The sequence below is a fragment of the Brevundimonas sp. GW821-FHT12E07 genome (assembly GCF_058807035.1).
In genome coordinates, this window is record NZ_JBXAQH010000005.1 from 173,040 (window position 1) to 199,429 (window position 26,390).

At 68.3% G+C, this 26,390-nt stretch carries 29 protein-coding genes; 21 read left to right on the forward strand and 8 right to left on the reverse strand.

What is annotated here, in order from left to right:
- The first annotated feature begins 5 nt into the window (after positions 1-5).
- The 4 genes from flbD (at position 6) to AC1ROD_RS18055 (ending at position 5,100) form a co-directional block, all read left to right on the forward strand.
- Complete coding sequence (flbD, locus tag AC1ROD_RS18040; protein WP_492949634.1) at positions 6-1,397, forward strand: sigma-54-dependent transcriptional regulator FlbD; 1,392 nt, start codon at positions 6-8, stop codon at positions 1,395-1,397.
- Positions 1,398-1,400: 3 nt separating this feature from the next.
- Positions 1,401-2,324, forward strand: a complete 924-nt coding sequence (gene bla / locus AC1ROD_RS18045; protein ID WP_492949635.1) for a class A beta-lactamase — start codon at positions 1,401-1,403, stop codon at positions 2,322-2,324.
- A 14-nt stretch (positions 2,325-2,338) separates the two neighbouring features.
- Complete coding sequence (flhA, locus tag AC1ROD_RS18050) at positions 2,339-4,441, forward strand: flagellar biosynthesis protein FlhA (RefSeq protein ID WP_492949681.1); 2,103 nt, start codon at positions 2,339-2,341, stop codon at positions 4,439-4,441.
- 92 nt (positions 4,442-4,533) lie between these two features.
- Entirely contained in the window at positions 4,534-5,100 is a 567-nt protein-coding gene (locus tag AC1ROD_RS18055) for an SRPBCC family protein (protein WP_492949636.1), read from the forward strand.
- Positions 5,101-5,109: 9 nt separating this feature from the next.
- Here the strand turns inward: AC1ROD_RS18055 and AC1ROD_RS18060 are convergent, their stop codons facing one another.
- Positions 5,110-5,832 carry a hypothetical protein gene (locus tag AC1ROD_RS18060; RefSeq protein ID WP_492949637.1) on the reverse strand — a complete coding sequence of 241 codons (723 nt, stop codon included), beginning with the start codon at positions 5,830-5,832 and terminating at the stop codon, positions 5,110-5,112.
- Positions 5,833-5,963: 131 nt separating this feature from the next.
- Between AC1ROD_RS18060 and AC1ROD_RS18065 the strand changes: the two genes are divergently transcribed.
- From AC1ROD_RS18065 to AC1ROD_RS18090, 6 genes are all read left to right on the forward strand, one after another.
- Entirely contained in the window at positions 5,964-7,508 is a 1,545-nt protein-coding gene (locus AC1ROD_RS18065) for a sensor histidine kinase (protein WP_492949638.1), read from the forward strand.
- Positions 7,505-7,930, forward strand: a complete 426-nt coding sequence (locus tag AC1ROD_RS18070; RefSeq protein WP_492949639.1) for a response regulator — start codon at positions 7,505-7,507, stop codon at positions 7,928-7,930. Before AC1ROD_RS18065 ends, AC1ROD_RS18070 begins: the two co-directional genes overlap by 4 nt.
- Complete coding sequence (locus AC1ROD_RS18075; RefSeq protein WP_492949640.1) at positions 7,927-8,967, forward strand: sensor histidine kinase; 1,041 nt, start codon at positions 7,927-7,929, stop codon at positions 8,965-8,967. The genes AC1ROD_RS18070 and AC1ROD_RS18075 overlap by 4 nt, the downstream gene beginning before the upstream one ends.
- A gap of 2 nt (positions 8,968-8,969) precedes the next feature.
- Entirely contained in the window at positions 8,970-9,413 is a 444-nt protein-coding gene (locus tag AC1ROD_RS18080) for an NUDIX domain-containing protein (RefSeq protein WP_492949641.1), read from the forward strand.
- Positions 9,398-9,550 carry a hypothetical protein gene (locus AC1ROD_RS18085; RefSeq protein WP_492949642.1) on the forward strand — a complete coding sequence of 51 codons (153 nt, stop codon included), beginning with the start codon at positions 9,398-9,400 and terminating at the stop codon, positions 9,548-9,550. The genes AC1ROD_RS18080 and AC1ROD_RS18085 overlap by 16 nt, the downstream gene beginning before the upstream one ends.
- Before the next feature lie 92 nt (positions 9,551-9,642).
- Positions 9,643-9,831 (forward strand): CsbD family protein, encoded by a 189-nt coding sequence (locus tag AC1ROD_RS18090; protein WP_492949643.1) that lies wholly within the window; start codon positions 9,643-9,645, stop codon positions 9,829-9,831.
- A 54-nt stretch (positions 9,832-9,885) separates the two neighbouring features.
- On the opposite strand, the gene AC1ROD_RS18095 is transcribed toward AC1ROD_RS18090, so the two are convergent.
- The 3 genes from AC1ROD_RS18095 to AC1ROD_RS18105 all read right to left on the reverse strand — a co-directional run bounded on the left by AC1ROD_RS18095 (position 9,886) and on the right by AC1ROD_RS18105 (position 12,257).
- Positions 9,886-10,419, reverse strand: a complete 534-nt coding sequence (locus tag AC1ROD_RS18095; RefSeq protein WP_492949644.1) for a hypothetical protein — start codon at positions 10,417-10,419, stop codon at positions 9,886-9,888.
- Between the two features lie 102 nt (positions 10,420-10,521).
- Positions 10,522-11,700 carry a vWA domain-containing protein gene (locus tag AC1ROD_RS18100; protein WP_492949645.1) on the reverse strand — a complete coding sequence of 393 codons (1,179 nt, stop codon included), beginning with the start codon at positions 11,698-11,700 and terminating at the stop codon, positions 10,522-10,524.
- Positions 11,701-11,720: 20 nt separating this feature from the next.
- Positions 11,721-12,257 (reverse strand): GNAT family N-acetyltransferase, encoded by a 537-nt coding sequence (locus AC1ROD_RS18105; protein WP_492949646.1) that lies wholly within the window; start codon positions 12,255-12,257, stop codon positions 11,721-11,723.
- 75 nt (positions 12,258-12,332) lie between these two features.
- On the opposite strand from AC1ROD_RS18105, the gene AC1ROD_RS18110 reads away from it, so the two are divergent.
- The 9 genes from AC1ROD_RS18110 (at position 12,333) to AC1ROD_RS18150 (ending at position 20,580) form a co-directional block, all read left to right on the forward strand.
- Positions 12,333-13,250 carry a histone deacetylase family protein gene (locus tag AC1ROD_RS18110; protein WP_492949647.1) on the forward strand — a complete coding sequence of 306 codons (918 nt, stop codon included), beginning with the start codon at positions 12,333-12,335 and terminating at the stop codon, positions 13,248-13,250.
- 42 nt (positions 13,251-13,292) lie between these two features.
- Positions 13,293-13,928 (forward strand): histidine phosphatase family protein, encoded by a 636-nt coding sequence (locus AC1ROD_RS18115; RefSeq protein ID WP_492949648.1) that lies wholly within the window; start codon positions 13,293-13,295, stop codon positions 13,926-13,928.
- A gap of 40 nt (positions 13,929-13,968) precedes the next feature.
- Positions 13,969-14,217 (forward strand): exodeoxyribonuclease VII small subunit, encoded by a 249-nt coding sequence (locus AC1ROD_RS18120; RefSeq protein WP_492949649.1) that lies wholly within the window; start codon positions 13,969-13,971, stop codon positions 14,215-14,217.
- Positions 14,217-14,579: a tRNA-binding protein gene (locus AC1ROD_RS18125; protein WP_492949650.1), complete on the forward strand. Its 363-nt coding sequence runs from the start codon at positions 14,217-14,219 to the stop codon at positions 14,577-14,579. Before AC1ROD_RS18120 ends, AC1ROD_RS18125 begins: the two co-directional genes overlap by 1 nt.
- A gap of 50 nt (positions 14,580-14,629) precedes the next feature.
- The gene (locus AC1ROD_RS18130; RefSeq protein ID WP_492949682.1) at positions 14,630-15,505 is read left to right on the forward strand and encodes a polyprenyl synthetase family protein; all 876 of its coding nucleotides are present in this window, start codon (positions 14,630-14,632) and stop codon (positions 15,503-15,505) included.
- Between the two features lie 3 nt (positions 15,506-15,508).
- The gene (locus tag AC1ROD_RS18135) at positions 15,509-16,060 is read left to right on the forward strand and encodes a demethoxyubiquinone hydroxylase family protein (protein WP_492949651.1); all 552 of its coding nucleotides are present in this window, start codon (positions 15,509-15,511) and stop codon (positions 16,058-16,060) included.
- A 171-nt stretch (positions 16,061-16,231) separates the two neighbouring features.
- The gene (dxs, locus tag AC1ROD_RS18140; protein WP_492949652.1) at positions 16,232-18,142 is read left to right on the forward strand and encodes a 1-deoxy-D-xylulose-5-phosphate synthase; all 1,911 of its coding nucleotides are present in this window, start codon (positions 16,232-16,234) and stop codon (positions 18,140-18,142) included.
- A gap of 192 nt (positions 18,143-18,334) precedes the next feature.
- Positions 18,335-18,880 carry a DUF2239 family protein gene (locus AC1ROD_RS18145; RefSeq protein ID WP_492949653.1) on the forward strand — a complete coding sequence of 182 codons (546 nt, stop codon included), beginning with the start codon at positions 18,335-18,337 and terminating at the stop codon, positions 18,878-18,880.
- Entirely contained in the window at positions 18,877-20,580 is a 1,704-nt protein-coding gene (locus tag AC1ROD_RS18150) for a class I SAM-dependent methyltransferase (RefSeq protein ID WP_492949654.1), read from the forward strand. Before AC1ROD_RS18145 ends, AC1ROD_RS18150 begins: the two co-directional genes overlap by 4 nt.
- Positions 20,581-20,761: 181 nt before the next feature.
- On the opposite strand, the gene AC1ROD_RS18155 is transcribed toward AC1ROD_RS18150, so the two are convergent.
- Genes AC1ROD_RS18155 through kduI form a run of 3 tightly spaced genes read right to left on the reverse strand, consistent with a single transcriptional unit; the run spans position 20,762 to position 23,402 of the window.
- A complete protein-coding gene (locus tag AC1ROD_RS18155) occupies positions 20,762-21,781 on the reverse strand; it encodes a PfkB family carbohydrate kinase (protein ID WP_492949655.1) in 1,020 nt (339 codons plus the stop codon).
- 21 nt (positions 21,782-21,802) lie between these two features.
- Positions 21,803-22,561, reverse strand: a complete 759-nt coding sequence (kduD, locus tag AC1ROD_RS18160) for a 2-dehydro-3-deoxy-D-gluconate 5-dehydrogenase KduD (RefSeq protein WP_492949656.1) — start codon at positions 22,559-22,561, stop codon at positions 21,803-21,805.
- 7 nt (positions 22,562-22,568) lie between these two features.
- Positions 22,569-23,402: a 5-dehydro-4-deoxy-D-glucuronate isomerase gene (gene kduI / locus AC1ROD_RS18165; RefSeq protein ID WP_492949657.1), complete on the reverse strand. Its 834-nt coding sequence runs from the start codon at positions 23,400-23,402 to the stop codon at positions 22,569-22,571.
- Between the two features lie 168 nt (positions 23,403-23,570).
- Here kduI and AC1ROD_RS18170 point away from each other — a divergent pair, with 168 nt between their 5' ends.
- Positions 23,571-24,233 carry an RpiB/LacA/LacB family sugar-phosphate isomerase gene (locus tag AC1ROD_RS18170; protein ID WP_492949658.1) on the forward strand — a complete coding sequence of 221 codons (663 nt, stop codon included), beginning with the start codon at positions 23,571-23,573 and terminating at the stop codon, positions 24,231-24,233.
- 76 nt (positions 24,234-24,309) lie between these two features.
- Here the strand turns inward: AC1ROD_RS18170 and AC1ROD_RS18175 are convergent, their stop codons facing one another.
- Positions 24,310-25,362, reverse strand: a complete 1,053-nt coding sequence (locus tag AC1ROD_RS18175; protein WP_492949659.1) for a LacI family DNA-binding transcriptional regulator — start codon at positions 25,360-25,362, stop codon at positions 24,310-24,312.
- A 167-nt stretch (positions 25,363-25,529) separates the two neighbouring features.
- Between AC1ROD_RS18175 and AC1ROD_RS18180 the strand changes: the two genes are divergently transcribed.
- Positions 25,530-26,348, forward strand: a complete 819-nt coding sequence (locus AC1ROD_RS18180) for a 2-keto-4-pentenoate hydratase (protein ID WP_492949660.1) — start codon at positions 25,530-25,532, stop codon at positions 26,346-26,348.
- The last annotated feature ends 42 nt before the right edge of the window (positions 26,349-26,390 follow it).

A 26,390-nucleotide genomic window follows, 5' to 3' on the forward strand; every position in this document is an offset into this window, starting at 1 on the left:
GACCGATGCGGCTTCTGGTGGTTGGCAGGCTGAGCGGACAGCTCGCGGCGGCGGTGAAGATGGCCATGGCGCACGGCGCCAAGGTCCAGCACGTCGAGCGCACCGATCAGGCGACGGAACAGCTCCGGCGCGGGCAGGGGGCCGACCTCTTGATGGTCGACTACAACCTCGACATCTCGGGCCTGATCGCGGCCAACGACGCCGAGCGGATCTTCGTGCCCGTCGTGGCCTGCGGCGTCGACAATGACGCAGACAAGGCCGCCGCCGCTATCCGGGCCGGGGCCAAGGAGTTCATTCCGCTTCCGCCCGAGGCCGATCTGATCGCCGCGGTCCTGTCGGCCGTCGCCGACGACGAGCGTCCGATGATCTCGGCCGATCCGTCGATGCAGGCGGTGGTCAAGCTGGCCGACCAGGTCGCCCGCTCGGAAGCCTCGATCCTGATCACCGGGGAAAGCGGCGTCGGTAAGGAAGTCATGGCGCGCTATCTGCACGTCAACTCCAAGCGGTCGGAACGCCCCTTCATCAGCGTCAACTGCGCCGCCATCCCCGACAATCTGCTGGAGAGCGAGCTGTTCGGCCACGAGAAGGGGGCCTTCACCGGCGCCGTGGCCCGCCGCATCGGCAAGTTCGAGGAGGCCGACGGCGGCACCCTGCTGCTGGACGAAATCAGCGAAATGGACGCCCGCCTGCAGGCCAAGCTGCTGCGCGCCATCCAGGAGCGGGTCATCGACCGCGTCGGCGGCACCAAGCCCGTGCCGGTCAATATCCGCATCATCGCCACCTCGAACCGCGATCTGGCCAAGGCCGTGGCGGAAGGCGTGTTCCGGGAAGACCTTCTGTACCGCCTGAACGTGGTCAATCTGCGCCTGCCGTCCCTGCGCGAACGTCCGGGCGACGTCGCCGTCCTGGCCGACCATTTCGTGAAGAAATACGCCGCCGCCAACGGCGTGCCGGCCCGCCCGCTGTCGGCCGACGCCCGTCGCGCCCTGGCCGCCCACCGCTGGCCCGGCAACGTGCGTGAGCTGGAAAACGCCATGCACCGCGCGGTCCTGCTGGCCGTCGGTCCGGAGATCGACGCCGAGGCCATCCGTCTTCCGGACGGTCAGCCGCTTTCGGGCGTTGTGGCGCAGGCCGACTCGGGCCCTGCTGCGCGCGCCGCCCAGACCGCCGACGCCGTGTCGCGCGCCTATGTCGGCCAGACCGTGGCGCAGATGGAAAAGACCCTGATCCTGGACACCTTGACCCACTGCCTGGGCAACCGCACCCATGCGGCCAACATCCTGGGCATCTCGATCCGGACCCTGCGCAACAAGCTGAACGAATACGCCGACGAGGGCACGGCCATCATGGCTCCCCAGAACGGCGTCGCGGCCAACTACGGCGCGAGCGCGGCCTGATAAATGGCGTTGCTGACGGATCGTAGAAGCGTCCTGGCGGGCCTGACCCTGATCGGTCTGGGCGGCTGCGAGCGCACGCGTGACGAACCGTCGACCCAGGTCCCCCTGCCGCCGCGCGACGTGGCCTTTGACCTGTCCGATCTGGAGCGCGAGAACGGCGGCCGCATCGGCCTCAGCGTCCTTGACGGCCATCGCGCCTCCTGGCGGGCCAATGAGCGGTTCAACTACTGCTCGACCTTCAAGCTGTTCCTGGCCGCCGCCATGCTGGAGCGCATCCAGCAGGGCAAGGAGAAGGCCGACCGCGCCGTCCCCGTGACCGCCGCCGACATGCTGGACCACGCCCCGGTCACCGAGACCGCCGTCGGCCAGACCATGACCCTGATCGATCTGATGAAGGCGACGGTCGAGGTCAGCGACAATCCCGCCGCCAACATCCTGATCCGCGAGCTGGGCGGGCTGGACGAACTGCGCGCCTGGTATCGTCGCGCGGGCGACGACGTGACCCGCGTCGACCGTCTGGAGCCGCAACTCAACGTCAAGGACGGCGACAAGGACACCACCCTGCCGTTCCAGGCCGCGACCAATCTGAACTGGATCCTCGAGGCCTATCAGCCCCTGGTCTTCCAGTCGCGCTATCGTCCGCTGTGGGACTGGCTGATCGACAGCCCGACCGGCGAGAAGCGCATCAAGGCCGGGGTGCCCGCGGGCTGGACCGTGGCCCACAAGACCGGAACCGGCGGCGCGGGCCAGACCAACGACATCGGCGTGGTCTATCCGGCCATGGGCGACCCGATCCCGGTCGCCGTCTTCTATGAGGCGCCCGAGAGCCTGGCGCCCGAAAAGCGTGACGCCGTCATCGCGGAGGCCACCCGCCGCGGTCTGGCCGCCCTCGGCCACGGAACCCCGGTTGAAGGGGCCGCCGCATGACCGACGCCACCCTGATGAAGGACGGCTACGCCCGTCCGACCGGCAATGACATCCGCGGCTGGCTGATGCGTGGCGAGGTCGCCATGGCGGTCGGCGTCATCGGCGTGATCATGCTGCTGATCCTGCCGATCCCGAAGTTTCTTCTGGACGTGCTGCTGGCCCTGTCGCTGACCTCGTCGGTGCTGATCCTGATGACGGCGCTGATGATGAAGCGCCCGCTCGACTTCGCCATCTTCCCGACGGTGCTGCTGGTCTCGACCCTGTTCCGTCTGGGCCTGAACCTGGCCTCTACGCGTCTGATCCTGACCCACGGACACCAGGGTCACGATGCCGGCGGTCAGGTGATCCAGGCGTTCGGCGCCCTGATGATGGGCGGCAGCTTCATCATCGGGATCATCATCTTCGCCATCATCCTGGTGGTGAACTTCGTGGTCATCACCAAGGGTTCGACCCGGATCGCCGAGGTCTCGGCCCGCTTCACCCTGGACTCCATGCCGGGCAAGCAGATGGCCATCGACGCCGACCTGTCGTCGGGTCTGATCAACGAGGACCAGGCCAAGCTGCGCCGCAAGGAGCTGGAGCAGGAATCGACCTTCTTCGGGGCCATGGACGGTGCGTCGAAGTTCGTGCGCGGCGACGCCGTGGCCGGTCTGATCATCACCTTCATCAACGCCATCGGCGGCATGCTGATCGGCGTCATCCAGCACCAGCTGCCCTTCCAGGAAGCGGCCTCGACCTATGTCCAGCTGACCATCGGCGACGGTCTGGTCACCCAGGTCCCGGCCATCATCATCTCGATCGCCGCCGGCTTCCTGGTGTCCAAGGCGGGCGTCGAGGGCACGGCCGACAAGGCCCTGGTCCAGCAACTGGCCACCAATCCGGTCAGCCTGGGCATGGTCTCGGGCGCCGCCGGCCTGATCGGCCTGATCCCCGGGATGCCGATCATCCCGTTCGCCGCCCTGGCTCTGGGCACCGGCTTCATGGCCTGGCGTCTGGGTCGGGCCCGGCTCAAGCCCGAGCCGACCGAGGCCGAGAAGGCCGCCGCCGCGGCCGTGGCGGGCGGCAAGCCCAAGGAGGACGCCGAGGAGCCTATCGGCACCGCCCTGACCATCGACGAGGTCAAGATCGAGCTGGGCTATTCCCTGCTGTCGCTGATCAACGACCTCGAAGGCCGCCGCCTGACCGACCAGATCCGCGCCCTGCGCCGGGCGCTGGCCCAGGAGTACGGCTTCGTCATTCCGTCGGTCCGCATCCTCGACAACATGCGCCTGCCGACCCAGGGCTATGCCATCCGCATCAAGGAGATGGAGGCCGGAGCCGGCGAGGTGCGTCTGGGCTCCCTGATGGCCATGGACCCGACCGGCCGTCAGGTCGAACTGCCCGGCGAACACACCAAGGAGCCCGCCTTCGGTCTGCCCGCCACCTGGATCGACGAATCCTTGCGCGAAGAAGCCACCTTCCGGGGCTACACCATCGTCGATCCCTCGACGGTGCTGACCACCCACCTGACCGAGATCCTCAAGGAGAACATGGCCGATCTGCTGTCCTATGCAGAGGTCCAGAAGCTCATCAAGGAACTGGGCGAGGAGGAGAAGAAGCTGGTCGACGAACTGGTGCCCTCGGTCGTCACCGTCACCACGCTTCAACGGGTCCTGCAGGCCCTGCTCAAGGAAAAGGTCTCGATCCGCGACCTGGGCGCCATCCTCGAGGGCCTGGCCGAGGCCGCGCCGCACTCGTCTTCGGTCACCACCCTGGTCGAGCACGTCCGCAGCCGTCTGGCGCGTCAGCTGTGCTGGCAGCACAAGGGCGACGACGGCGCCCTGCCCATCGTCACCCTGTCGCCGGAATGGGAAGCCGCCTTCGCAGAGGCCCTGGTCGGGACGGGCGAGGACAAGCAGCTGGCCATGGCCCCGTCGCGCCTGCAGGACTTCATCCGCAACGTCCGCGACGTCTTCGAGCGCGCCGCCATGGCGGGCGAGACCGCGGTCCTGCTGACCGGGCCCCAGATCCGACCCTACGTCCGCTCCATCATCGAACGCTTCCGCGGCCAGACCGTGGTGATGAGCCAGAACGAGGTCCACCCCAAGGCCCGGCTGAAGACCATCGGCCAGGTCTAGACCCGGCTCCGGCCGCGTCCGAGCGTCGCGCCCCGCTGGACAGCCCCTGCCCCCCGTGTCGTCATGGCCGCCGGTCCTTCAGGAGCCGTGACATGATGCGTCAGCTCGTCCTTGCCGCCGTCCTTTGCCTCGCCGTCGCGGCGCCCGCCTCGGCCCAGATGGCCGGCTTTCCCGCGGTGACCGACGCCTCGCGCGCCGAGGCGACCGGCGAGCGGGTCATCAGCCTCAGCACCGTCGTCCCTGTCCCTCCGGCCGAGGTCTGGACGGTGCTGACCACGCCAGAGGGCTGGGTCGCCCATCTCGGCGTCGCCAAGGCCGCCATCGATCTCCGGATCGATGGGGTGATCGAGACCAGCTACGACCCGGCCGTGGCGCTCGGCTCGCCGGGGACGATCAGGAACCAGATCGTCGCCTATGTCCCCGGCCGGCTGCTGGCGATCCGCAACATCCAGGCGCCGGACGGTTTCGCCCACGCCGCAGAGTTCGGGCGCACGGTCACTATCCTGACCCTGACGCGGGTCGATGGCGGGACCCGGATAGACCTCGAGGGCGTGGGCTTTGTCCCGGGTCCGGCGTTCGACGCCCTCTATGGCCAGTTCCACACCGGAGACGCCTGGACGCTGCAGCAGCTTCACGACGGCCTGACGCCGAAACCCTGAAGCGCCGTCCTAGTTGACCCGGCTCCATCCGCCCGCCGAGGCGTTGCGGGCCGCGTCATTGGCGGGGCGGGCGATCAGGCCGGACTGGGTGATCCAGACTTCGTAACGGGCCCCGTCGGCCATCGGCATATAGGCGGCAGACCCATAGAGGGTGTCGACCGCATCGACGTAGCGGCGATAGCGGCGCGCGGCGTCCCAGGCGCTGATCTTCCACGGCACGACGGTTCCCATCACCTTCACCCGCTCGTCGCCGCCCGACAGGGCGTGGACGCTGCGGGCGCCGGTGCGCTCCTGTTCGATGTCCTGATAGCGGCCCGACAGCCGGTCCAGCCGGTACTGGGTGTCCAGCCCCAGCACATTGGCCCACGGCTTCCACTTCAGCACCTGGGCCTCGACGCGCCAGTCGTCGCCGTTGACCGGATAGACGGCGACCCGTTCCGGTTCGTCCTTCGCCGCCGGCGGCTGGATGACGGTGACCTCGAAATACTGGGGCGCCAGCTGCCTGAGCTGGATGGTGGCGACCGGCCGCTCATAGGTCAGCCGGGCATAGGTCTGGACGTTCAGCGCCAGCAGGACGACTGCCAGGGCGGCCCACAGGACCACGCCGCCGCCGATCATCTTCAGGATGCCGCTGAACGGCCGCCCCCGGAACAGCGAAACCAGCCCGTTCAGCACGAACAGGGCGCTCACGAAGGCCACCAGAGCCGGTACGACCCACCACCAGGACACCATATCGATCGCGCTCCCCAACGCCCTGACCAATCGCTCGGCCAATCCTTTGGCCCGTCCGTACAATCGTTTGCAGCCGCTCCGGTTGCGTGACGACGCTGGACAGCGGCCAAACCCCGACTAAAGCTTGTCCCATGTCAGTGGATACCGCCAGCCGCTTCCCCTCAATGGGGCGTTTCTCGAAGTGGCGTGAGTTCCTCAGGACCTCGTCCCTGGCTCGCTCCGTCGTGCTTCTGCTGACTGCGGCCCTGGTCCTGCTGCTGCTGGTCAATGTCTCGACCTTCATCATGATCAACCGCACGGCGGGTTATAACGCCCAGGTAGACCAGACCTGGCAGTCGCGCCGCGTGGCCCGCAGCATCGTCCTCAACGTCCAGGGCGCCGAGACCGCCCAGCGCGGCTTCCTCCTCACGGGCCAGCCGGGCTTCCTCGTCACCTTCGAGAAGAACAAGGCGGCGCTTGCGGCCATCTTCGCCGACTTTGAAACGCGCGCGGCCGGCGACGAGGTCTCGCTGGCCTCGGCGGAAGCCCTGACCCGGATCACCCGCGACAAATATATCGAGATGTCCGGCACCCTCGATCTGGCGCGTCAGGGCCGCATCGGGCAGGCGGTCAGCCGGGTGCGGACCGGGCAGGGACAGGCCCTGACCGAACAGCTCAACGCCGAGATGACCCGGCTGGACACCCACATCGGCCAGACCCTCGAAGACCGCCGCGCCCGGTCCGAGCGCGGCGCCTTCCTGACCGTGACGATCAACGCCATCGCAGGCCTGCTGATCCTCGTCCTCGCCGGGATCATCCTGATGCTGGTGCGGCGCTATCTGGCGGAGATCAACGCCGCCAGGGCCGAGCTGGACCGCGTCAACGCCGGGCTGGAGGAGACCATCAAGGCCCGCACCGGCGCCCTCGTCCGCGCCAACGAGGAGGTGCAGCGTTTCGCCTATATCGTCAGCCACGATCTGCGCTCGCCCCTGGTCAACGTCATGGGCTACACCTCCGAGCTGGAGCAGGCGGGCAAGACGGTCGACAAGGCGATCACGAAGGCCGAGGCCGAACGCGAGGTCGATCCCGAGGTCGTCATGGCCGTGCGCGAGGACATCCCTGAGGCCGTGGGCTTCATCCGCGCCTCGACCGAGAAGATGGACCGGCTGATCAACGCCATCCTCAAGCTCTCGCGCGAGGGCCGCCGCAACCTGACGCCCGAGAGCCTCGACATGACCGCCATGGTCGGCCGTATCGCCGACAGCATGCGTCACCAGACCGAGGAGAAGGGCGCCGAGATCGTCGTCGAAGCCCTGCCGGCCTTCGAGAACGACCGCCTGTCGATCGAACAGGTGTTCGGCAATCTGATCGACAACGCCGTCAAATATCTGGATGCGAGCCGGCCCGGCCATATCGTCGTCTCGGGACGCGAGCGGGCCGGAGGCTGGGTCGAATATTCCGTCGCCGACAACGGCCGCGGCATCGCTCCGCGAGACCACGAACGGGTTTTCGAGCTGTTCCGCCGCGCCGGCCGTCAGGACACCCAGGGTGAGGGGCTGGGTCTGGCCTTTGTGCGCAACAGCGTTCGCCGACTGGGTGGTGAGATCACGCTTGAGTCCAAGCTCGGCGAGGGCTCGACTTTCCTTCTGAAATTCCCCAAACGCCTGATCCTCGACGAGGCTGGAGACGCACTGTGAGCACCCCTGTAAAGATCGTCATGGTCGAAGACGATCATGGCCACGCCAAGCTGATCGAGAAGAACATCCGGCGCGCCAACATCTCCAACGAGATCGTGCATTTCGATTCCGGCCAGCCGGCGCTGGATTATCTGTTCTCGGACGAAGTCCGCTCCAACGGCCCGATGCTGATCCTGCTGGATCTCAACCTGCCCGACATGCAGGGCACGGACATCCTGGCCGAGGTCAAGAAGGACGAGCGCCTGCGCCGCGCGCCGGTCGTGGTCCTGACCACCACCGACGACAAGACCGAAATCCAGCGCTGCTACGACCTGGGCTGCAACGTCTACATCACCAAGCCTGTCGACTATGAAAGCTTCGCCGGCGCCATTCGCCAGCTGGGTCTGTTCCTGTCCGTGATGCAGGCCCCCGAGATCGAATGACCGATTCCAGGCCGGCGATCCGGCTCCTCTACATCGACGATGACGCCGGCCTGGCCCGGCTGGTCCAGAAGGAACTGGGCCGGCACGGCTATGAGGTGACCTGCGCCATCGACGGGGATGCGGGGCTGGAGGCTCTGGCCGCGGCGACGTTCGACGTCTGCGCCCTGGATCACTATATGCCCGGCCGCTACGGGCTGGACGTCCTGCCCGACATCCTGGCCATGCCCGCCCCGCCGCCGGTCGTCTATGTGACGGGCGCGCAGGAAGGCCGCATCGCCGTCGCCGCCCTGCGCGCCGGCGCCGCCGACTATGTGATCAAGGACGTGTCGGAGGACTTCACCGCCCTGCTGCGCTCGGCGCTGGAAGACGCCCTGCTGCGCCGCCGTCTGCAGCGCGAGAATGACGAGGCCGTCGAACAGGTGCGTCTGGCCCGCGACCGGGCCGAGGCCATGCTGCGCGAGGTCAACCACCGGGTCGGCAACTCCCTGCAGCTGGTGTCGACCTTCATGTCGCTGCAGCTGCGCCATCTGGCCGACGACGGCGCCCGCGCGGCCCTGCGCGAGGCCCAGGCCCGCATCGAGGCCGTGGCCCACGTCCATCGCCGCCTCTACACCTCGGGCGACATGTCCACCGTGGCCATGGATGAATATCTGGCCGGGCTGATCGACGAACTGGGCAAGTCCCTGGGCCCCGATGAGGGCTCGCCGACCCTGACCCTCGAAGCCGTGCCCATGCGGGTCTCGACCGACCAGGCGGTCTCCCTGGGCGTGGTCGTCACCGAACTGGTCACCAACGCCGTCAAATACGCCTATGCGCCGGGGCAGGGGGGCGAGATCCGCGTCATCCTGCGCCCGGACGACGAGGGCCGCGCCCTGCTGACCGTCGAGGACGACGGTCCCGGCATGGGCGACGGCGCGCCCAAGGGCACGGGTCTGGGCGGCAAGATCATCGCCGCCATGGCCTCCGGCCTGCGCTCGGCGATCGAGTTCGATCATGGGCACAAGGGCGTGCGCGCCCGTCTGGCCTTCGACCTCTGACCATGGCGGTCGCGCTCCAGTTCGGCCGTCGCGATCCGGGCGTCGACTATCCGGAGCGGCCCACGGCCTTCGGCCTGGTGTTCCACGACCAGAAGCTGGCTTGCGTCCGCGTCGAACGCGCCCGGTCATACTACGACCTGCCCGGCGGGGCGGTGGAGGCCGGGGAGACCGAGGAGGAGGCGCTGATCCGCGAATTCCTCGAAGAGACCGGGATGACGGTCCGTCCGGTCGAGCGGATCGCCGAGGCGGGCCAGTATTTCCGCAAATCCGACACCCGGCCGATGAACAATGTCGGGGGTCTGTGGATCGCCGAGATGATCGCCCTGAACCCGGCGGTGAAGGTCGAGGCCGATCACGAACTGGTCTGGCTCCACCCGCGCACGGCCCTGGCCGAACTGCGCCACGACGCCCACGCCTGGGCGGTCGCGAAATGGCTCCGGACCTGACGCTGCCGGTTCGGCGTCTGCCGCTCATGCGCTGGCCCTATGGGCTGATGCTGCCCGCGCCGGCCGCCGAGGTATTGGCCTTGATGGAAACCTATCGCGCAGCCGCACTCGCCGAAGCCGACCGTATGTTGCCGTAAACATCCCTCGGTCCGGGAACTCGCGCCTCTGGCCGGGGTTTGAGTATCCGAAGCGCCGCCTCCCTCGCGACGCCGTGCAAACGGAGATTTCAATGCCCGATCAAGATCGTATCGACGGCGCCGTCAAGAATGTCGGCGGCAAGATCAAGGAAGCGGCCGGCAAGATCACCGGCGACGAAAAGCTGAAAGCCGAAGGCAAGGCCGACCAGCTGACCGGCAAGGTCCAAAACGCCTTCGGCGGCGCCAAGGACTCGCTTCGCGACGCCGACCGCCGCAACTAGGCTCAGGTCCATTTCATCGAAAGCGCCGTCCGTTCGCGGGCGGCGTTTTTGCGTTCAGTCGCCGCCCAGGCGGAACTTCAGGCCGCCTTCATCGGGCTTGGGCCCGGTCGCGGGCGTGCAGCGGCGTTCGAAATTCACGCCCCCGCTGGCGGTCGCCGTCGGGCGCTCCTCGCAGACCTCGGCGGTCGGGGCGGCGCTGGAGGCCATCTCGCGGCGCGGAGGGGCGCAGGTCAGTTCATAGCCGCCCTGGCCGTTCGAGACCTGACGGCAGCCCTCGACGCCGCTCGGCTGCAGACCGGGCGGCAGGCGGTCGCCGAGCGCCGCGGCCAGCTGGGTCCGCACCCGCGCCTGACACAGCTCCATCGACGCCTCCTTGCGGATCATCGGGCTGCACTGCGAGCGCTCCCAGGAAAACGGATCGGCCAGGGCCCAGCCGGGGATTTCGGGGGCCGGCGGAGCGGCGGGCGGGGGCGGCGCGGTCTCGGACGCTTCCGGCGGCATTTCGGCGTCAGCGGCGGGCGGCGGGTTCCAGGAAATCATCCCGGCGGCCTGCTGCAACATCAGGGCGGCGACGACGGCGGTCAGCATCACGGATACTCCTGAACGAGGCCGCCAGACTGCACCCGTATCCGGGGAAAAGCTACCGTGCCGCTTGTCGCGCTGACTATCGCGTCAGCGCCCGCATGGCCCCTAGCGCGTGAGCGCGCGCATGGCTCTATCCAGACCGTCCAGGGTCAGGGGGAACATCCGCTGGTCCATGACCTCGTCGATCAGCTTCACCGAGGCGGTGTAGCTCCAGTATTTCTCGGCGACCGGGTTCAGCCAGACGGACTTGTCCCACTGCTGCCGGGCGCGTCTCAGCCAGACGGCGCCGGCCTCCTCGTTCCAGTGCTCGACCGAGCCGCCGGGCATGGTGACCTCATAGGGGCTCATGGTCGCGTCGCCGACGAAGATGGCCCGCCAGTCGCCCGGATATTTGTTGAGCACCTCCCAGGTCGGGGTCTGCTCGGAATGCCGACGGCGGTTGTCCTTCCAGACCCCTTCGTAGAGGCAGTTGTGGAAGTAGAAGAACTCCAGGTTCTTGAATTCGGTCCGGGCCGCCGAGAACAGCTCCTCGACCAGTTTGATATGGCCGTCCATCGAGCCGCCGACGTCGAGGAACAGCAGGACCTTGATGGTGTTGCGCCGCTCGGGCCGCATCTGGATGTCCAGCCAGCCCTGACGCGCCGTGCCGTCGATGGTGCCGTCAATATCCAGCTCGTCCGGGGCGCCCTGCCGCGCGAAGCGGCGCAGACGGCGCAGCGCCACCTTGATGTTGCGCGTACCCAGCTCGACCGTGTCGTCCAGGTTCCTGTACTCGCGCTTCTCCCAGACCTTGACCGCGCGCCCGTGCTTGCCCGGCCCGCCGATGCGCACGCCTTCGGGATTGTAGCCGCCGTGACCGAAGGGCGAGGTCCCGCCGGTGCCGATCCATTTGGACCCGCCCTCGTGTCGTTCCTTCTGCTCTTCCAGACGCTGTTTCAGCGTCTCCATCAGCTTTTCGAACCCGCCGAGCGCCTCGATCTCGGCCTTTTCCTCGTCGGTCAGGTATTTGTCGGTCAGCAGTTTCAGCCAGTCCTCGGGGATGTCGGTCGTCAGGTCGTCGCCGATCCCGACGCTCTCGACGCCCTTGAACACCTTGCCGAACACCTGGTCGAACCGGTCGTAGTGCTTCTCGTCCTTGACCAGCACCGCCCGCGACAGGTGGTAGAAGTCCTCGACCCGGCCGCCCGCCACGTCCTTGTCCATGGCCTCCATCAGGTGGAGCCATTCCTTGGTCGAAACCGGAACCTTGGCCTCGCGCAGGGCGGTGAAGAAGGGCAGGAGCATCGGGCGAACCTGAACCTCGATCAGTCTCGCCGCAAGATGAACTCGTGGTCGCGCCAGTCGCCGACCGGATAGAGGTATTCGCCGGCCTTGGAGAACCCGTAGGCCTCGTACAGCCTCTGGGCCTTCACATTGCCGCTCCAGACCCCGATCCACAGCGGGCCGTCGGTATTGGCCTGCATCCACTCCAGCGACAGCTTGAGCAGGGTCGTGCCCAGACCCAGCCCTTGCGCGCCCGTGCCGACGTACAGCCGCCGCAGCTCCATGTTCTGAGGCCGGGCATCGGGGTGAGGCAGGCCGTTCGGACCCGCATTGGCGAAGGCCAGCAGCTCGCCGTCTCGCTCCGCCACCCACCAGGCCGCGCCCGGCTCATCAAGCTTCTTCGCCGTCGCCGCCACGCCGAAGCTGGATTCCAGATAGTCCTCCAGATCCGCGGGCGGGTAGGGGATGCCGAAGCCGTCGACGAAGGTCTCCACGAAGGTCCGGCGGCCCAACGCCGACAGGGCTTGCGCATCTTCGGCGCGGCCGGGGCGGATGGTGATGTCGTCGAGAGTGCTCATGGCGGGGGATTACCGCGCGCGAAGGGCCTCGTCATCCGCGACAATCCTGATCGGAGGTCCTAACGTATTTATCGCATGGTCTCCCTGTTCACCCATTCGCACATGGTCGCCCACAACGCCGGCGACGGGCATCCCGAGCGGCCGGCGCGGCTGACCGCCGTGCTCGACGCCCTGGCCGACGCCGGTCTGGGCCGTGACCGGCGCGAGGCGACCGAGGCCGCCATCGCCGATCTGGAGCGGGTGCACCCCGCCGCCCACGTCGCCCGCCTGCTGGCCGCCGAACCCGCGACCGGCTTCAGCCAGCTGGACGCCGACACGGTTCTGGCCCCCGGCAGTCTGCGCGCCGCCCGTCTGGCGGCCGGAGCCCCGGTCGACGCCGTCCGGGCCGTGGCGGCGGGCGAGCTGACCCGCGCCTTCGCCGCCGTCCGCCCGCCCGGCCACCACGCCGAGCCGGACACGGCCATGGGCTTCTGCCTGTTCTCCAATGTCGCCGTCGCCGCCCGTGTGGCCCAGTCGCTGGGGATGGCCCGCGTCGCCGTGGTCGATTTCGACGTTCACCACGGCAACGGCACCCAGGCGGCGTTCGAGGCTGACGACAGCCTTTTCCTCGCCTCCATCCACCAGTCGCCCCTCTATCCGGGCACCGGCGCGGCGTCCGAGACCGGCGTCGGCAATATCGTCAACGCCCCCATCGCGCCCCATGCGGCCCGCGAGCACTGGCGTGCCGCCTTCGCCGGGACCCTGATGCCGGCGCTCGACGCCTTCGCCCCCGACCTGATCCTGATCTCCGCCGGCTTCGACGCCCACCGCCGCGATCCGCTGGCCCATCAGTCGCTGGAGGCCGAGGATTTCGCCTGGGCCACCCGTGCCGTGGTCGAGGTCGCGCGTCGCCGATGCGGCGGCAAGGTTGTGTCCTCGCTCGAGGGCGGTTACGACCTAGAAGGGCTCGGCCGTTCGGCGGTGGCTCATGTTCAGGCACTGGGGGAGGACTAAGGGACGCAGAACGCAGGGTAATTCCGCGCGCATCCTTTCATCATGACCCTTCCCGCCCGCACCCTCGACACCCCCGAATCCCTGCAGACTGGCCTTCCGGCCGCCAAACCCGGGGCCATCGTCCTGACCCGGCACGGCGAGCCGGCCCTGTCGCGCAAATGCATGCTGACCTCGGACCAGTATCGCGACTGGTGGGCCCGCTATGAGGTCGGCGGCCTGCGCCCCGGCCAGACCCCGCCGCCCGAACTGCTGGCCACCGCGGCCGGCGCGGGCGTCATCTTCGCCTCGACCCGCCAGCGGGCCCAGGAAACCGCCGCGGCCATCTCGGCCGGGCGCGAGGTCGTCTCCGACGTCCTGTTCATCGAGGCCCCCCTTCCGCCGCCGCATTTTCCGTCATGGTTCAAGCTGCCGCCGAAATACTGGGGCGCCGTCGCCCGCTTCTGGTGGCACGCCTTCGACCATCACGAGGGTCAGGAAACCCGGGCTGAGGCGGAAAGCCGCGCCGCCCGCGTCGCTGCCCTGCTGATCGAGCGCGCCGGGACCGGCGAGGACGTGCTGGTCCTGGCTCACGGCTATTTCAACCACATGGTCGGCGCCTGTCTGAAGGCGCGCGGCTGGGCCCTCGTCCACAACCAGGGCTTCAAATACTGGTCACAGCGTCGCTACGAGCGGCGTTGAGGCTTGGCGAGGCCGCCGCGCCCCGCCATAACGGTCTGTGATGACCGACGCCGCTCCCTCCACCGCCGATCTCTCCTTCGAGGACGCCCTCGCGCGCCTGGAAAACATCGTCTCCCGTCTCGAGTCGGGTCAGGCGCCGCTGGAGGAATCGATCACCCTCTATGAGGAGGGCGCGCGTCTGAAGGCTCATTGCGAGGCCCGGCTGAAGGCCGCCCAGCTGCGCGTCGAGAAGATCGTCGTCGGCGCCGACGGCCAGGCGAAGGGCGTCGAGCCCGCCGAGTTCAACTGATGGCGAGCGCCGCGACAGCCGTGGCCGAACGCATCGTCTTCGACGACTTCATGAAGGTCGATATCCGTATCGGCCGGGTGCTCAAGGCCGAGGCCTTTCCGGAAGCCCGCAAGCCCGCCTTCAAACTGACAATCGACTTCGGCCCGGAGATCGGCGTCAAACGCTCTTCGGCCCAGATCACCAAACTCTACACCCTGGACCAGCTGGAAGACCGCAAGGTCGCCGCCGTGGTCAACTTCCCGCCGCGCCAGATCGGCCCCTTCATGTCCGAGGTCCTGACCCTGGGCTTTCCGGACGCCGACGGCGAGGTCGTGCTGGTCGGGGTCGACCGCGACGCCGTGATCGGGGGGAGGCTGTTTTGACCGGCTCGACGTCTGGGAAACCCCACGCCGCCAACTCGCCCGAGCAGTCGGTGATCGACCGCGTCGCCGAGGTCGCCGACCTCGTCACCGTCGCCCTGGACCAGCTGTTGCCCCGCGCCGAGGGCCCCGAATCCCGCCTGACCGAGGCCATGCGCTATGCGGCGCTCGGGCCGGGCAAGCGTCTGCGGCCCTATTTCGCCATGGAGGCGGCGCGGCTGTTCGACATCGAGGAGCGGCCGGTGTTGCGCGCTGCCTGCGCCCTTGAATGCGTCCACGCCTACAGCCTCGTCCATGACGACCTGCCGGCCATGGACAATGACGACATGCGTCGCGGCCGTCCCACCCTGCACATCGCCTATGACGAGGCGACCGCCATCCTGGCCGGGGACGCGCTGCAGACCGCCGCCTTCGACATCATCCTGCACGAGGACACGCACGAGGACGCCAATGTCCGCTGCGAGCTGGCCCGGCGCCTGTCCTATGCATCGGGCGCGCGCGGCATGGCCGGCGGCCAGATGATCGACCTTCTGGGCGTGCGCGACGATCTCGGCGGCGTCGCCCGCATGCAGCGGCTCAAGACCGGCGCCCTGTTCACCTATGCCTTCGAGATCCCGCTGATCATCGCCGACGCGCGCGAGATCCATCAGCAGGCCCTGATCAACTTCGCCCACGACATCGGCCTGGCCTACCAGATCGTCGACGACCTGCTGGACGTCGACGGCGACGAGGACATCCTCGGCAAGGCCGCCGGCGGTAAGGACGCGGCCATGGGCAAGACCAATTTCGTCACCCTGCTGGGCGTCGAACAGGCCCGCCACCGCGTCGCCCATCTGGCCGATCAGGCCCGCAGCCATCTGGACGTCTTCGGCCACGATGCCCTGAACCTTCAGGCCAGCGTCGATTACGTCCTGAACCGGCGCTCCTGAGGCTTGGCGCTGAACCGCTCGATCCCCGCCCGCATCCTGCGGGTCAATCACGGCGGCGAGCATGGGGCGATCCTGATCTATAGCGCCCAGATCTTCGCGGCCCGGATGCGGGCGCCTGATCTTCTGCCCTTTCTGGCCGAAGCCTTGTCGCATGAGCGGACCCATCGCGCGGGCTTCCGAGCCCTGATGCCGGACCGCGAGGCCAAGCCGTGCCGGATGATGTGGATCTGGGCCGTGGGCGGCGGGGTTCTGGGGTTGGTCACCGGCCTGCTGGGGCGTGAGGCCATCCTCGCCTGCACCCAGGCCGTCGAGGAGACAGTTCACCGGCATCTGGACGACCAGATTCGCTGGGCCACAGGCCGCGACGACGCCCTCCGACAGGTGATCGAGGACATCCGCGTCGAGGAAATGTCCCACATCCGGTACGCGACCGACCATCGGGCCGGCGCTGGCTTCGGCTGGCTTGAAGCGGTCATCTCCGCAGCGACCGAGGCTTTGATATGGGTTTCTACCCGGGGCGATTCCGTCCGCCTTGCCCGTCAGCTGGGAACATGAGCTTCATCTTATACTGGCCCAAAGGTCGCGACGTCCTGAACCGGCGATCCTGCGCCGTATCTGGACGGATTGTCCACGGGCGGAACATCTTGTGCGCCTGAGGCTTGCCTAAAGTCCCCGGCGACGACATGGACACTCGCGCCTTTTCCGATCTCGGACTACATAGTTGAAATGCCTGAGACCCCTCTGCTCGACACCGTCAACGTCCCCGCCGACATGCGCGGGTTCGACATCGCCCAGCTCAAGCAGTTGGCCGACGAGGTGCGGGCCGAGACCATCGACGCCGTTTCGGTCACCGGCGGCCATCTGGGCGCGGGTCTGGGGGTGGTCGAGCTGACCACGGCGCTCCACGCCGTCTTCGATACGCCCAAGGACATCCTGATCTGGGACGTCGGTCACCAGTGCTATCCGCACAAGATCCTGACCGGCCGTCGCGACCGCATCCGCACCCTGCGCCAGCCCGGCGGCTTGTCGGGCTTCACCAAGCGGGCCGAGAGCGAATACGACCCCTTCGGCGCGGCCCACGCCTCGACCTCGATCAGCGCGGCGCTCGGCTTCTGCGCCGCCCGCGATCAGAAGGGCGAGACCAACAAGGTCGTCGCCGTCATCGGCGACGGCTCCATGTCGGCGGGCATGGCCTATGAGGCGATGAACAACGCCGCCGAGACCACCGGCCAGCTGACGGTCATCCTCAACGACAACGACATGTCGATCGCCCCTCCGGTCGGCGGCATGAGCGCCTATCTGGCCAAACAGGTCTCGGGCGGCGCCTATCAGAACTTCCGCAAGTTTGGCCGCGACGTCGTCCAGCACATGCCGCGCCCGTTCCGCGAGGCGGCGCGCAAGGCCGAGGAATACGCCCGCGGCATGGTCGTCGGCGGCACCTTCTTCGAGGAGCTCGGCTTCTACTACATCGGCCCGGTCGACGGGCACGACATGGACAATCTGGTCCCCATCCTGAAGAACGCCGCCGCCATCACCGACCGCCCGGTGCTGGTCCACGTCGTGACGCAGAAGGGCAAGGGCTACGCCCCGGCCGAGTCCAGCGCCGACAAACTGCATGCGGTGGTCAAGTTCGACGTCGTCTCGGGCAAGCAGTCCAAGAGCGTCTCCAACGCCCCCAGCTACACCAAGGTGTTCGGGACCGAGCTGATCAAGCGGGCCGAGCGCGATCCCTCGATCGTCGCCATCACCGCCGCCATGCCCTCGGGCACGGGCCTGGACCTGTTCGGACAGGCCTTCCCCAGCCGCACCTATGACGTCGGCATCGCCGAGCAGCATGCGGTCACCTTCGCCGCCGGCCTCGCCGCCGACGGGATGAAGCCCTTCTGCGCCATCTATTCGACCTTCCTCCAGCGCGGCTATGACCAGGTCGTCCACGACGTGGCGATCCAGTCGCTGCCGGTGCGTTTCGCCATGGACCGCGCCGGTCTGGTCGGGGCCGACGGCGCGACCCATGCGGGCTCCTTCGACATCGGCTTCATGGGCGCGCTGCCGGGCATGGTCCTGATGGCCGCCGCCGACGAGGCCGATCTGGCCGCCATGATCGCCACCGCCTGCGAGATCGACGACCGTCCCTCGGCCTTCCGCTATCCGCGCGGCGACGGCGTCGGCGTCGAGATCCCCGAACTGGCCGCCCCGCTCGAGATCGGCAAGGGCCGCATCGTGCGCGAGGGCACGGCGGTCGCCATCCTGTCGCTGGGCACCCGCCTGCAGGAATCGCTCAAGGCCGCCGACCTTCTGGCCGCGCGCGGCGTCTCGGCCACCGTCGCCGACGCCCGCTTCGCCAAGCCGCTCGACGCCGACATGATCCTGCGTCTGGCGCGCGAGCATGAGTGCCTGATCACGGTGGAGGAGGGCGCCATGGGCGGCTTCGGCGCCTTCGTGCTTCAGCTTTTGGCCGAGAAGGGCGCGTTGGACGGCGGCCTCAAGGTCCGCACCCTGCATCTGCCCGACGTCTTCCAGGACCAGGACACCCCCGTCGGCATGTACGCCACCGCCGGCCTCAACGCCGACCACATCGCCGCCTCCGCCCTCGCGGCCCTGGGCGTGGCGGACGGGCGCGGGGCGGTCAGGGCGTAACCGCTTCCTTCTCCCCTTGCGGGAGAAGGTGCCCCGGAGGGGCGGATGAGGGGTCGTACCGACATCTGAAGTCGGAACCGCTCATCTCAAAAGTCTGCGTGACCCCTCATCCGTCTCGCTCCGCGAGCCACCTTCTCCCGCAAGGGGAGAAGGGTCATTGCGTCTGAAATATCCCCCGGGTAAATCCTCTGGATGACCCTCAGCTGCACAGCCTTCGCCGGAGACCGCCGCATCGCCTCGGGGGCGCCGCGCGACGTTGTCCCGGCTGTGAAAGCCGCGACCGAGGCCGGTGAGAGCGTCCTGATCTTCGACGACGCCGACGCCCGACCCGTCGAGTTCGACCTGCGCGGCGACCTCGACGCCGTCCTCGCCCGCCTGCCGGTCCCCGTCGAAGAAAAGCGAGGCCCCGGCCGTCCCAGACTCGGCGTCACCGCCCGCGAGGTCACCCTCCTGCCGCGCCACTGGGACTGGCTGGCGGCCCAGCCCGGCGGCGCATCGGTCGCCCTGCGCAAACTGGTCGAGGGCGCCCTGCGGGAGGCCGAGGGCCCCGACCGCGCCCGCAAGGCGAAGGAGGCGGCTTACCGCTTCATGACCGCCATGGCCGGCGATCGCCCGGCCTACGAAGCCGCCGTCCGCGCCCTGTTCGCCGACGACTGGCCGGGGTTCGACGCTTCGACCGCCGGCTGGCCCGCCGATGTGCGCGAGATGGCGACGCGGCTCACGGCCCCTGCACGATGACCGACCCCGACCCCGACGCCATCGTCGCCGAGACCCTTCTGCGCAAAGCCAAGGCGCAGGAGTGTTCAGGCGACGACGCGGCCGCCTTCCAGACCTTCAAGGCCTGCGCCCAGCAGCATCCTCGCACCGCCCCCGCCTGGCTCGGCGCCGCCCGCATCCTGATCCGTCAGGGCGACCGGGGTCTGGCGACACAGGTCCTCAGCACCGGCCTGCGCGCCGTAGACGAAGCGAACCGCGGCCGCCTCGCCGCCGCTTTCGCCGCCCAGCTCGGCGCCTTCTCGGGGCGGACGTATCATCCGAAGCTGGAGCAGGACCTGCTGGCCTGTTTCGCCGAACCCGCCGTCGAGCATCAGGCCCTGGCCCGCGTTACCGCCGAACTGCTGCTGGCCCGCGAGGCCTCGGGCGCCGCTTCCGCCGACCTCGACGCCATCGCTCGCGACCCGCTCTGGCTGGCCTTCCTGTCGCTGTGCCTGAATGTCGAGGCTGCCATGGAGGCCCGGCTCCTTGCCCTCCGCACGGCCCTGATCGCACGTGTCGGGGAGGGGAGGGTCCCGGCCCCGCTGGAGCCCTTGGCCTGCGCCCTCGCGCTCCAGGCCTTCGCCGGGGAGTATCTGGCGCCGGCTTTCGAGGCCAGTGACCCGCTGCTCCGGACCCTGTCGGCGCCGCTTGCCCACCTTAGCCCGGCCCCCGAGCTGATGGAGCGGCTGGCGGCCGTCCCCGGCGGCCTCGGAGCCGTTCTGATCAAACGCACCCTCGACGATCTCGTGGTCGAGCGACGGCTGGCCCGCGCCTTCCCGACCCTGACCGGCACCGGCGCGTCAGACGCCGAGGATGCCGTCTCCGCCGCCGTCCGCGGCCAGTACGAACTCAACCCTTATCCCCGCTGGTCCGAGCCCCCGACGCCGGAGCCGCGACCACTGGCCTCGGTCATCGCGGCGCTTCCCGGCGTGGAGGACGCAGGCCCCGCCCGTCGGCTGCTGATCGCCGGCTGCGGCACGGGCTATGAGGCCATCGACCTGGCCCGCACCGACCCGACGCTGAGGATCACGGCGCTGGACCTCAGCCGCCCCAGCCTCGCCTATGGCGCGCGCATGGCGACCGAGCTGGGTGTCCGCGCCATCGACTTCCGCCAGGGCGATATTCTGGATCTGGATGCACTGGAGGGCGCGTTCGACGTCGCCGTCTCGACCGGGGTCCTGCACCATATGGACGATCCGGCGGCCGGGCTGGCTTCGGTGGTCCGCACGCTTCGGCCCGGTGGCTTCATCCGCCTCGGCCTCTACAGCGAGCGCGCCCGCTCAGCCGTCCGCGCGGCCCAGGCGGAGATTCGCGCCCGCGGCCTGACCGCGACGCCCGACGACATCCGCGCCTTCCGCGAGATCGTCCTCGACGCCCCCGCGACCTCGCCGCTCGCGCCCTTGCGGACCAGCGACGACTTCTACAGCCTCAGCGGCTGCCGCGACCTGTGTTTCCATGTGCAGGAACGGGCCTATGACCCCTCAGGCCTCGCCGCGTTGCTGGCCGGCGCCGGCCTGACCCTCGTCGGCTTCGACGCGCCGGAAGAGGCCATGGCCCGCTTCCGCGAGCGTCACGGCCCGGCCGCCGACCTCCTCGACCTGACTCTCTGGGACGCGGTCGAGGCCGACCATCCCGGCCTGTTCGCCGGGATGTATCATTTGTGGGCCCAGACGCCGGCTTAGTTGTCCTCACCACGCGGAGCGTGGGGAGGGGGACCGCGGCGCGCTTGCGCCGTGGTGGAGGGGGTTCTTGCTTTCGGCGTGGCCGTCAAAGGCGGAGTCTGGTTCGTCAGAGAACCCCCTCCACCACCCGCCAGGTGGCGGGCGGTCCCCCTCCCCATCGCAAGAGCGATGGTGAGGAAACCTAGCGTTTGATGTCGAACCCGTCGGCGTCCATGGCGGCGCGGACCTCGGCGGCGGTGAACAGGTTGAAGTCCCCGTGCACCGAATGCTTCAGCCCGGCGGCGGCCAGGCCGAAGGCCAGGGCCTCTTCATCCGACCAGCCGCTCCAGACGCCGAACAGCACGCCCGAGGCGAAGGCGTCGCCGCCCCCGACCCGGTCGATGACGCCGGTCAGGTGGATCGGATCGGCATGGACCTCGCCCTCCCGCGTCAGCATCACCGCCGACAGGGCCTGATCCGCCACGCTCTCCTGAACGCGCAGGGTGCAGCAGATGCGCTCCAGCTTCGGGAAGGCCTCGAAGGCCGCCAGCGCCGCCATCCGGCGCCGCTCATGCGGATCGTCGGAGACGAAGGTCTTGCCCAGCACCAGGGCGAAGTCGCGCTCGTCGGCGAAGGCGATCGAGGCGGTCGACAGCATGTGACCGAGCGTCTTCGGCGGATCGCCCGCCCATTCGCCCCACAGCTTGCCGCGGAAATTGCCGTCGAAGGAGACCTTCACGCCGGCCCTGGCGGCGGCGTCCACCGCCTGAATGGCCGCGCGGGTGCCGGTCGGACCGACCGCCGGGGTCACGCCCGAGACGTGCAGCCACTCGACGCCCTCCAGCAGGGCCGGCCAGTCGAAGGCCGTGTCCACGTTCTGCACGAAGGCCGAGCCGGCGCGGTCGTAGAGCACATCGGCCGGACGGCGCACGGCCCCCGGCGTCATGAAATACAGCCCCATCCGGCCGGGGCGGAATTCGACGCCCGAGGTGTCCACGCCATGCTTGCGCAGCTCGTCGCGCACGCCATAGCCCAGCGCATTGTCGGGCAGGACGGTCGCGGCGGCCACGGGCGCGCCGAAGCGGGCCAGGGACACGGCCACATTGGCCTCGGCGCCGCCCGGGCGGACCGTCAGGGTGTTGCCTTGCATAAGAAGCTCGCCCTCGGGCGGGTTCAGACGCAGCAGCATTTCGCCGAAGCAGAGGATGGTTTTCGCGGTCATGGTCGGGACGCTAGCGCGGTATCAGCGCGCCAGCCAGCCGCCGTCGACCGGCAGGGTGATGCCCTGCACATAGTCCGACGCGCTCGACGACAGGAAGACCGCGGCGCCGCCGATGTCCGAGGGATCGCCCCAGCGTCCGGCCGGGATACGGCCCAGGATCTCTTTCGAACGCACCGGGTCGTCCTGCAGGGCCTGGGTGTTGTCGGTGGCGAAATAGCCGGGGGCGATGGCGTTGGCGTTGATCCCGTGCTTCGCCCACTCATTGGCCATCAGCTTGGTCAGGCCCGCGACGCCGGACTTGGACGCGGTGTAGGAGGGCACGCGGATGCCGCCCTGGTAGGACAGCATGGAGGCGGTGTTGACGATCTTCCCGCCGCGCTTGCCGGCGATCATGGTCTTCACCACGGCCTGGCTCAGGAAGAAGACGGTCTTCAGGTTGACGTTCATCACGTCGTCCCAGTCCTGCTCGGTGAAATCGACCGCGTCGTTGCGGCGGATGATGCCGGCGTTGTTGATCAGGATGTCGATGGGCCCCAGGCCCTTCTCGGCTTCCTCGATGATGCGGCCGATCGGCTCCATCGACATCAGGTCGGCCTGGATCGAGATGGCGCGGCGGCCCTTGGCCAGCACCTTGCCGACCGTGTCGTCCGAGGCGCGGCGGGCGACCGAGGCGATGTCGGCGCCGGCGTCGGCCAGGGCCAGGGCGATGCCCTGACCGATGCCCACATTGCCGCCGGTGACGAGGGCGACCTTGCCTTCAAGGCTGAACGGATTGGTCATGACAGGCCTACTTGAGTTGACAGATATCGAGCACGTTCATGTCGGTATAGTCGACGTTCTCGCCGCCCATGGCCCAGATGAAGGTGTAGTTGGAAGTTCCCGCACCCATATGGATCGACCATGACGGGCTGATCACGGCCTCACTGTCGGCCATGACGATATGTCGCTGGGCGTCGGGGCGGCCCATGAAGTGATAGAGGCGGTTCTCGTCGCCCAGTTCGAAATAGAAATAGGCCTCGGAACGGCGCTCGTGCACGTGCGGCGGCATGGTGTTCCAGACGCTGCCGGGCTTCAGCATCGTCAGCCCCATGACCAGCTGGCAGGACTTGCACACGCCCGGGATGATGTACTGGTAGATGGTCCGGTGGTTAGAGGTCTCGAGCGACCCGCGCTCCATCGAAATGGCCTGGTCGATGGAGATCTGCTGCACCTCATAGGCCGCGTGGGCCGGGGTGGAGACCAGATAGAAGCGGGTCTCGCCGGCGAAGCTGACCTCCGCCGAGCCCATCGGGATATAGAGGCCGTCCTTGGGCTTCAGGGTGAAGGTCCGGCCGTCAACGGTGATCGTCCCCTCGGTCTGGCCGACGTTGATGGCGCCCAGTTCGCGGCGCTCCAGATAGGGCTTGCCCGCCGCCGATTCCGGCTCGGTCTGGACGGGCAGGCTGACGCTGCCGCCGGCCGGGTCGGCCCCGCCGATCACCATCCGGTCCATATGGGTGTAGTTCAGACGCAGCTCGCCCGGAGCGAACAGCTCCTGGATCAGGTAGCGATCACGCAGGTCTTCGGTCGTGGCGCCCGCCATCGACGTCGGGTGCGTGGCATGGTAAGTTTTGCGGTACATCCGGTGATCCTCCCACCTGTCGTTGCGACGGTTGGTAACCGGTGTCATATTCAAATGCAAATACAGGAGCGGCGGTGTAAGCCGTCTCCCCGATTCCAGACCCCCCAGCGCAGGTTGACCTGAGTTCAAGTCGAACAGGGCGCCCCGCACCCGACCAAGAGGAAACCGATGAAAATCGCCCTGATCGTTGAAAACAGCCAGGCCGCCAAGAGCAGCACCATCCATGACGCCCTGACGTCGGTCGCCGTGCCGCTGGGCCACGAGGTCTTCCACTACGGCATGTACGCCGCCGAGGACAAAGCCTCCCTGACCTACGTCATGAACGGCCTGCTGGCGGGCATCCTGCTCAACTCGGGCGCCGCCGACTTCGTCGTCACGGGCTGCGGCACCGGCATGGGCTCCATGCTGGCCGCCAACTCGATGCCGGGCGTCTTCTGCGGCCTGGTCATCGACCCGACCGACGCCTTCCTGTTCGGTCAGATCAACGACGGCAACGCCATCTCGATGCCCTATGCCAAGGGCTTCGGCTGGGCCGCCGAGCTGAACCTGCAGGACGTCTATCGCAAGCTGTTCGAAGGCGAGCGCGGCCTGGGCTATCCCAAGGAACGCGCCGAGATCATGGCCAAGAACCGCGGCATCCTGAAGTCGCTCAAGGCCGTCACCTGCCACGACATGCTGACCGTGCTGAAGACCGTCGATCAGGACCTGCTCAAGGCCGCCATCGCGGGTGAGAAGTTCCAGGAATACTTCTTCGCCAACGCCACGGACGCCGGCATCCGCGACTACATCCAGTCGGTCCTCGCCACCGCCCCGGTCCTCGAACCGGCCTGAGGCCTGGCTAACGCCTGAACGAAAAACGCCGGAGACCTCGCGGTCTCCGGCGTTTTTTGTGCCTGATCGCGGTGAGCTAGTTCGGCGTCGCGGGGATGTCGGACTTGCGCACCACCAGCGAGGGTCGGACCTCGGGCTGGTCCAGCTTGGCCGGGTCCTGACCGCGCATCGGGGCCAGCAGCTTCTCGGCCGCCATCCGGCCCATGTCGCGGATCGGCAGGCGCACCGAGGTCAGGTTCGGCCAGACGCGCGAAGCCATCGGCAGGTCGTCGAAACCCACCACCGACAGGTCGCGCGGCAGTTCCAGCCCGCGCTCGCGCGCCGCCTGCATGACCCCGATGGCCATGTCGTCGTTCAGGGTGAAGATGGCGGTCGGCGGGGTCGGCATCGACAGCAGGGCGTGACCGGCCTCGACCCCCGATTCGAAGGTATAGGCGCCTTCGATCTCGTAATCCGGGTTCAGCGGCACGCCGCGCTCCGCCAGGGCGTCGCGGAAGCCGCCGCCGCGCACGGTCGAGGAGCGGAAGAGGGCAGGGCCGCGCACCAGACCGATTCGGGTATGCCCCAGGTCGGCCAGACGCCGGGCGGCCTCGGCGGCGCCCAGATGGTCGTTGGTCACCACCATCGATTCCGGCGCGTCCAGCGACACCGAGGCGATGCGGACATAGGGGCAGTCCAGTTCGCGCAGCAGGTCGATGACCCGCTCGTCCTCCGACATCGACGGCGGCATGATCACGCCGAACAGCCGCTGGCGCTCGATGAAGCCCCGGATGTCGTCGATCAGGGTCTCGGAATTGCGGTTGCAGGGGTGGACGACGAGCTCAAGCCCCGAACCCTTCAAGGCGTCCAGCACGCCTTGCTGCATGTTCACGACATAGGTCGGCGAGGGGTTGTCGTAGATCAGGCCGACCAGGAAGGACCGGCGGAAGGCTAGGCCCCGCGCTTGCGGATCCGGGGTGAAGCCCAGCTCGGCGATGGCCGCGTCGACGCGTTCGCGGGTGTCGCCTTTCACAAAGGGCGACTGGTTGATGACGCGCGACACCGTCTTCTTGGAGACCCGGGCGACCCGGGCGACGTCGTTGATGGTGGCGCGTTTGCCGGGCTTCGCCCCGCGCGGATCGTCTGTCACCCAAGCTTCCTCATTATTGTGTTTCGCCAAGGCATAGCCGTGTCCGGAGCAAAGCGCCACGGGTGTCGCAAGAACCGCATTGACACCGGTTTCCATGCCCGCCCATATTCCGCGCCTTATCGAGGGTCTTTCGTGTTCGCGACGACGTTTTCAAAGGGAGGGGCGCAATGAACGCCTCCAGTGCCGCCGCCGCTACCGGCGCCCAGGGCCCGGCCGCCACCGCCGAGGCCTTCGTCTCGGCGCGCCTCGCCGCGCGGGCGACGCCTGACTATCCGGGCGTGCTGCCGACCAGCATGGACGAGGGCTATGCGGTCCAGGAGATCGCCATCGGCCTGTATCCCGACCAGATCATCGGCTGGAAGGTCGGCGGCGTCGCCCCGGCTCGTCAGGCCGCCCTGGGCACGCACCGCCTGGCCGGCCCCATCTTCGCCCGCAACAATTGGCCGATCGACGGCGACGTCGTGGTCAAGGCGATCGAGGGCGGCTTCACCGCCATCGAGGCTGAATTCCTGATCCGCATCGGCCCGAACGTCGATCCGGCCAAGACCGAATGGACCATCGAGGAGGCCACGGCCGCCGTCGACGCCGTCTTCATCGGCCTGGAGATCGCCGGCAGCCCGCTGTCGGCCATCAACGACCTGGGCCCGCCCATCGTGGCCTCGGACTTCGGCAACAACGCCGGCATCTTCGTCGGCCCGGCCCTGACCGACTGGCAGGCGCAACTGCCCGTGATACAGGTCGAGAGCACTATCGACGGAGTGTCGGTCGGAACCGGGGGTTCACCTTCGCTGGAAGGCGGCGCCCTCGAATCGGTGCGCTTCCTGCTGGGCCACTGCGCCAAACGCGGCCGCCCGCTGACCGAGGGGATGCTGGTTTCGTCCGGCGCCGTCACCGGCGTGCACCGGATTTATGCCGGCAGCGACTTCACCTGCGACTTCAAGGGCGTGGGCATCATCAAGGGCACGGTCGTCAAGGCCGAAGCCTAGGGCTATCATCGTAGCGCCAACCCGCCGGCCCGCATGACGCGG

Coding starts and splice junctions, on each gene's coding strand:
- dxs (WP_492949652.1), top strand. CDS start 16,232: ATGCCTGAGACCCCTCTGCTCGACACCGTCAACGTCCCCGCCGACATG.
- AC1ROD_RS18110 (WP_492949647.1), top strand. CDS start 12,333: ATGGTCTCCCTGTTCACCCATTCGCACATGGTCGCCCACAACGCCGGC.
- AC1ROD_RS18150 (WP_492949654.1), top strand. CDS start 18,877: ATGACCGACCCCGACCCCGACGCCATCGTCGCCGAGACCCTTCTGCGC.
- flbD (WP_492949634.1), top strand. CDS start 6: ATGCGGCTTCTGGTGGTTGGCAGGCTGAGCGGACAGCTCGCGGCGGCG.
- AC1ROD_RS18060 (WP_492949637.1), bottom strand. CDS start 5,832: ATGGTGTCCTGGTGGTGGGTCGTACCGGCTCTGGTGGCCTTCGTGAGC.
- AC1ROD_RS18180 (WP_492949660.1), top strand. CDS start 25,530: ATGAACGCCTCCAGTGCCGCCGCCGCTACCGGCGCCCAGGGCCCGGCC.
- AC1ROD_RS18115 (WP_492949648.1), top strand. CDS start 13,293: ATGACCCTTCCCGCCCGCACCCTCGACACCCCCGAATCCCTGCAGACT.
- AC1ROD_RS18155 (WP_492949655.1), bottom strand. CDS start 21,781: ATGACCGCGAAAACCATCCTCTGCTTCGGCGAAATGCTGCTGCGTCTG.
- AC1ROD_RS18125 (WP_492949650.1), top strand. CDS start 14,217: ATGGCGAGCGCCGCGACAGCCGTGGCCGAACGCATCGTCTTCGACGAC.
- AC1ROD_RS18095 (WP_492949644.1), bottom strand. CDS start 10,419: ATGCTGACCGCCGTCGTCGCCGCCCTGATGTTGCAGCAGGCCGCCGGG.
- AC1ROD_RS18105 (WP_492949646.1), bottom strand. CDS start 12,257: ATGAGCACTCTCGACGACATCACCATCCGCCCCGGCCGCGCCGAAGAT.
- AC1ROD_RS18145 (WP_492949653.1), top strand. CDS start 18,335: ATGACCCTCAGCTGCACAGCCTTCGCCGGAGACCGCCGCATCGCCTCG.
- AC1ROD_RS18100 (WP_492949645.1), bottom strand. CDS start 11,700: ATGCTCCTGCCCTTCTTCACCGCCCTGCGCGAGGCCAAGGTTCCGGTT.
- AC1ROD_RS18120 (WP_492949649.1), top strand. CDS start 13,969: ATGACCGACGCCGCTCCCTCCACCGCCGATCTCTCCTTCGAGGACGCC.
- AC1ROD_RS18170 (WP_492949658.1), top strand. CDS start 23,571: ATGAAAATCGCCCTGATCGTTGAAAACAGCCAGGCCGCCAAGAGCAGC.
- flhA (WP_492949681.1), top strand. CDS start 2,339: ATGAAGGACGGCTACGCCCGTCCGACCGGCAATGACATCCGCGGCTGG.
- bla (WP_492949635.1), top strand. CDS start 1,401: ATGGCGTTGCTGACGGATCGTAGAAGCGTCCTGGCGGGCCTGACCCTG.
- AC1ROD_RS18065 (WP_492949638.1), top strand. CDS start 5,964: ATGTCAGTGGATACCGCCAGCCGCTTCCCCTCAATGGGGCGTTTCTCG.
- AC1ROD_RS18055 (WP_492949636.1), top strand. CDS start 4,534: ATGATGCGTCAGCTCGTCCTTGCCGCCGTCCTTTGCCTCGCCGTCGCG.
- kduI (WP_492949657.1), bottom strand. CDS start 23,402: ATGTACCGCAAAACTTACCATGCCACGCACCCGACGTCGATGGCGGGC.
- AC1ROD_RS18090 (WP_492949643.1), top strand. CDS start 9,643: ATGCCCGATCAAGATCGTATCGACGGCGCCGTCAAGAATGTCGGCGGC.
- AC1ROD_RS18080 (WP_492949641.1), top strand. CDS start 8,970: ATGGCGGTCGCGCTCCAGTTCGGCCGTCGCGATCCGGGCGTCGACTAT.
- kduD (WP_492949656.1), bottom strand. CDS start 22,561: ATGACCAATCCGTTCAGCCTTGAAGGCAAGGTCGCCCTCGTCACCGGC.
- AC1ROD_RS18075 (WP_492949640.1), top strand. CDS start 7,927: ATGACCGATTCCAGGCCGGCGATCCGGCTCCTCTACATCGACGATGAC.
- AC1ROD_RS18085 (WP_492949642.1), top strand. CDS start 9,398: ATGGCTCCGGACCTGACGCTGCCGGTTCGGCGTCTGCCGCTCATGCGC.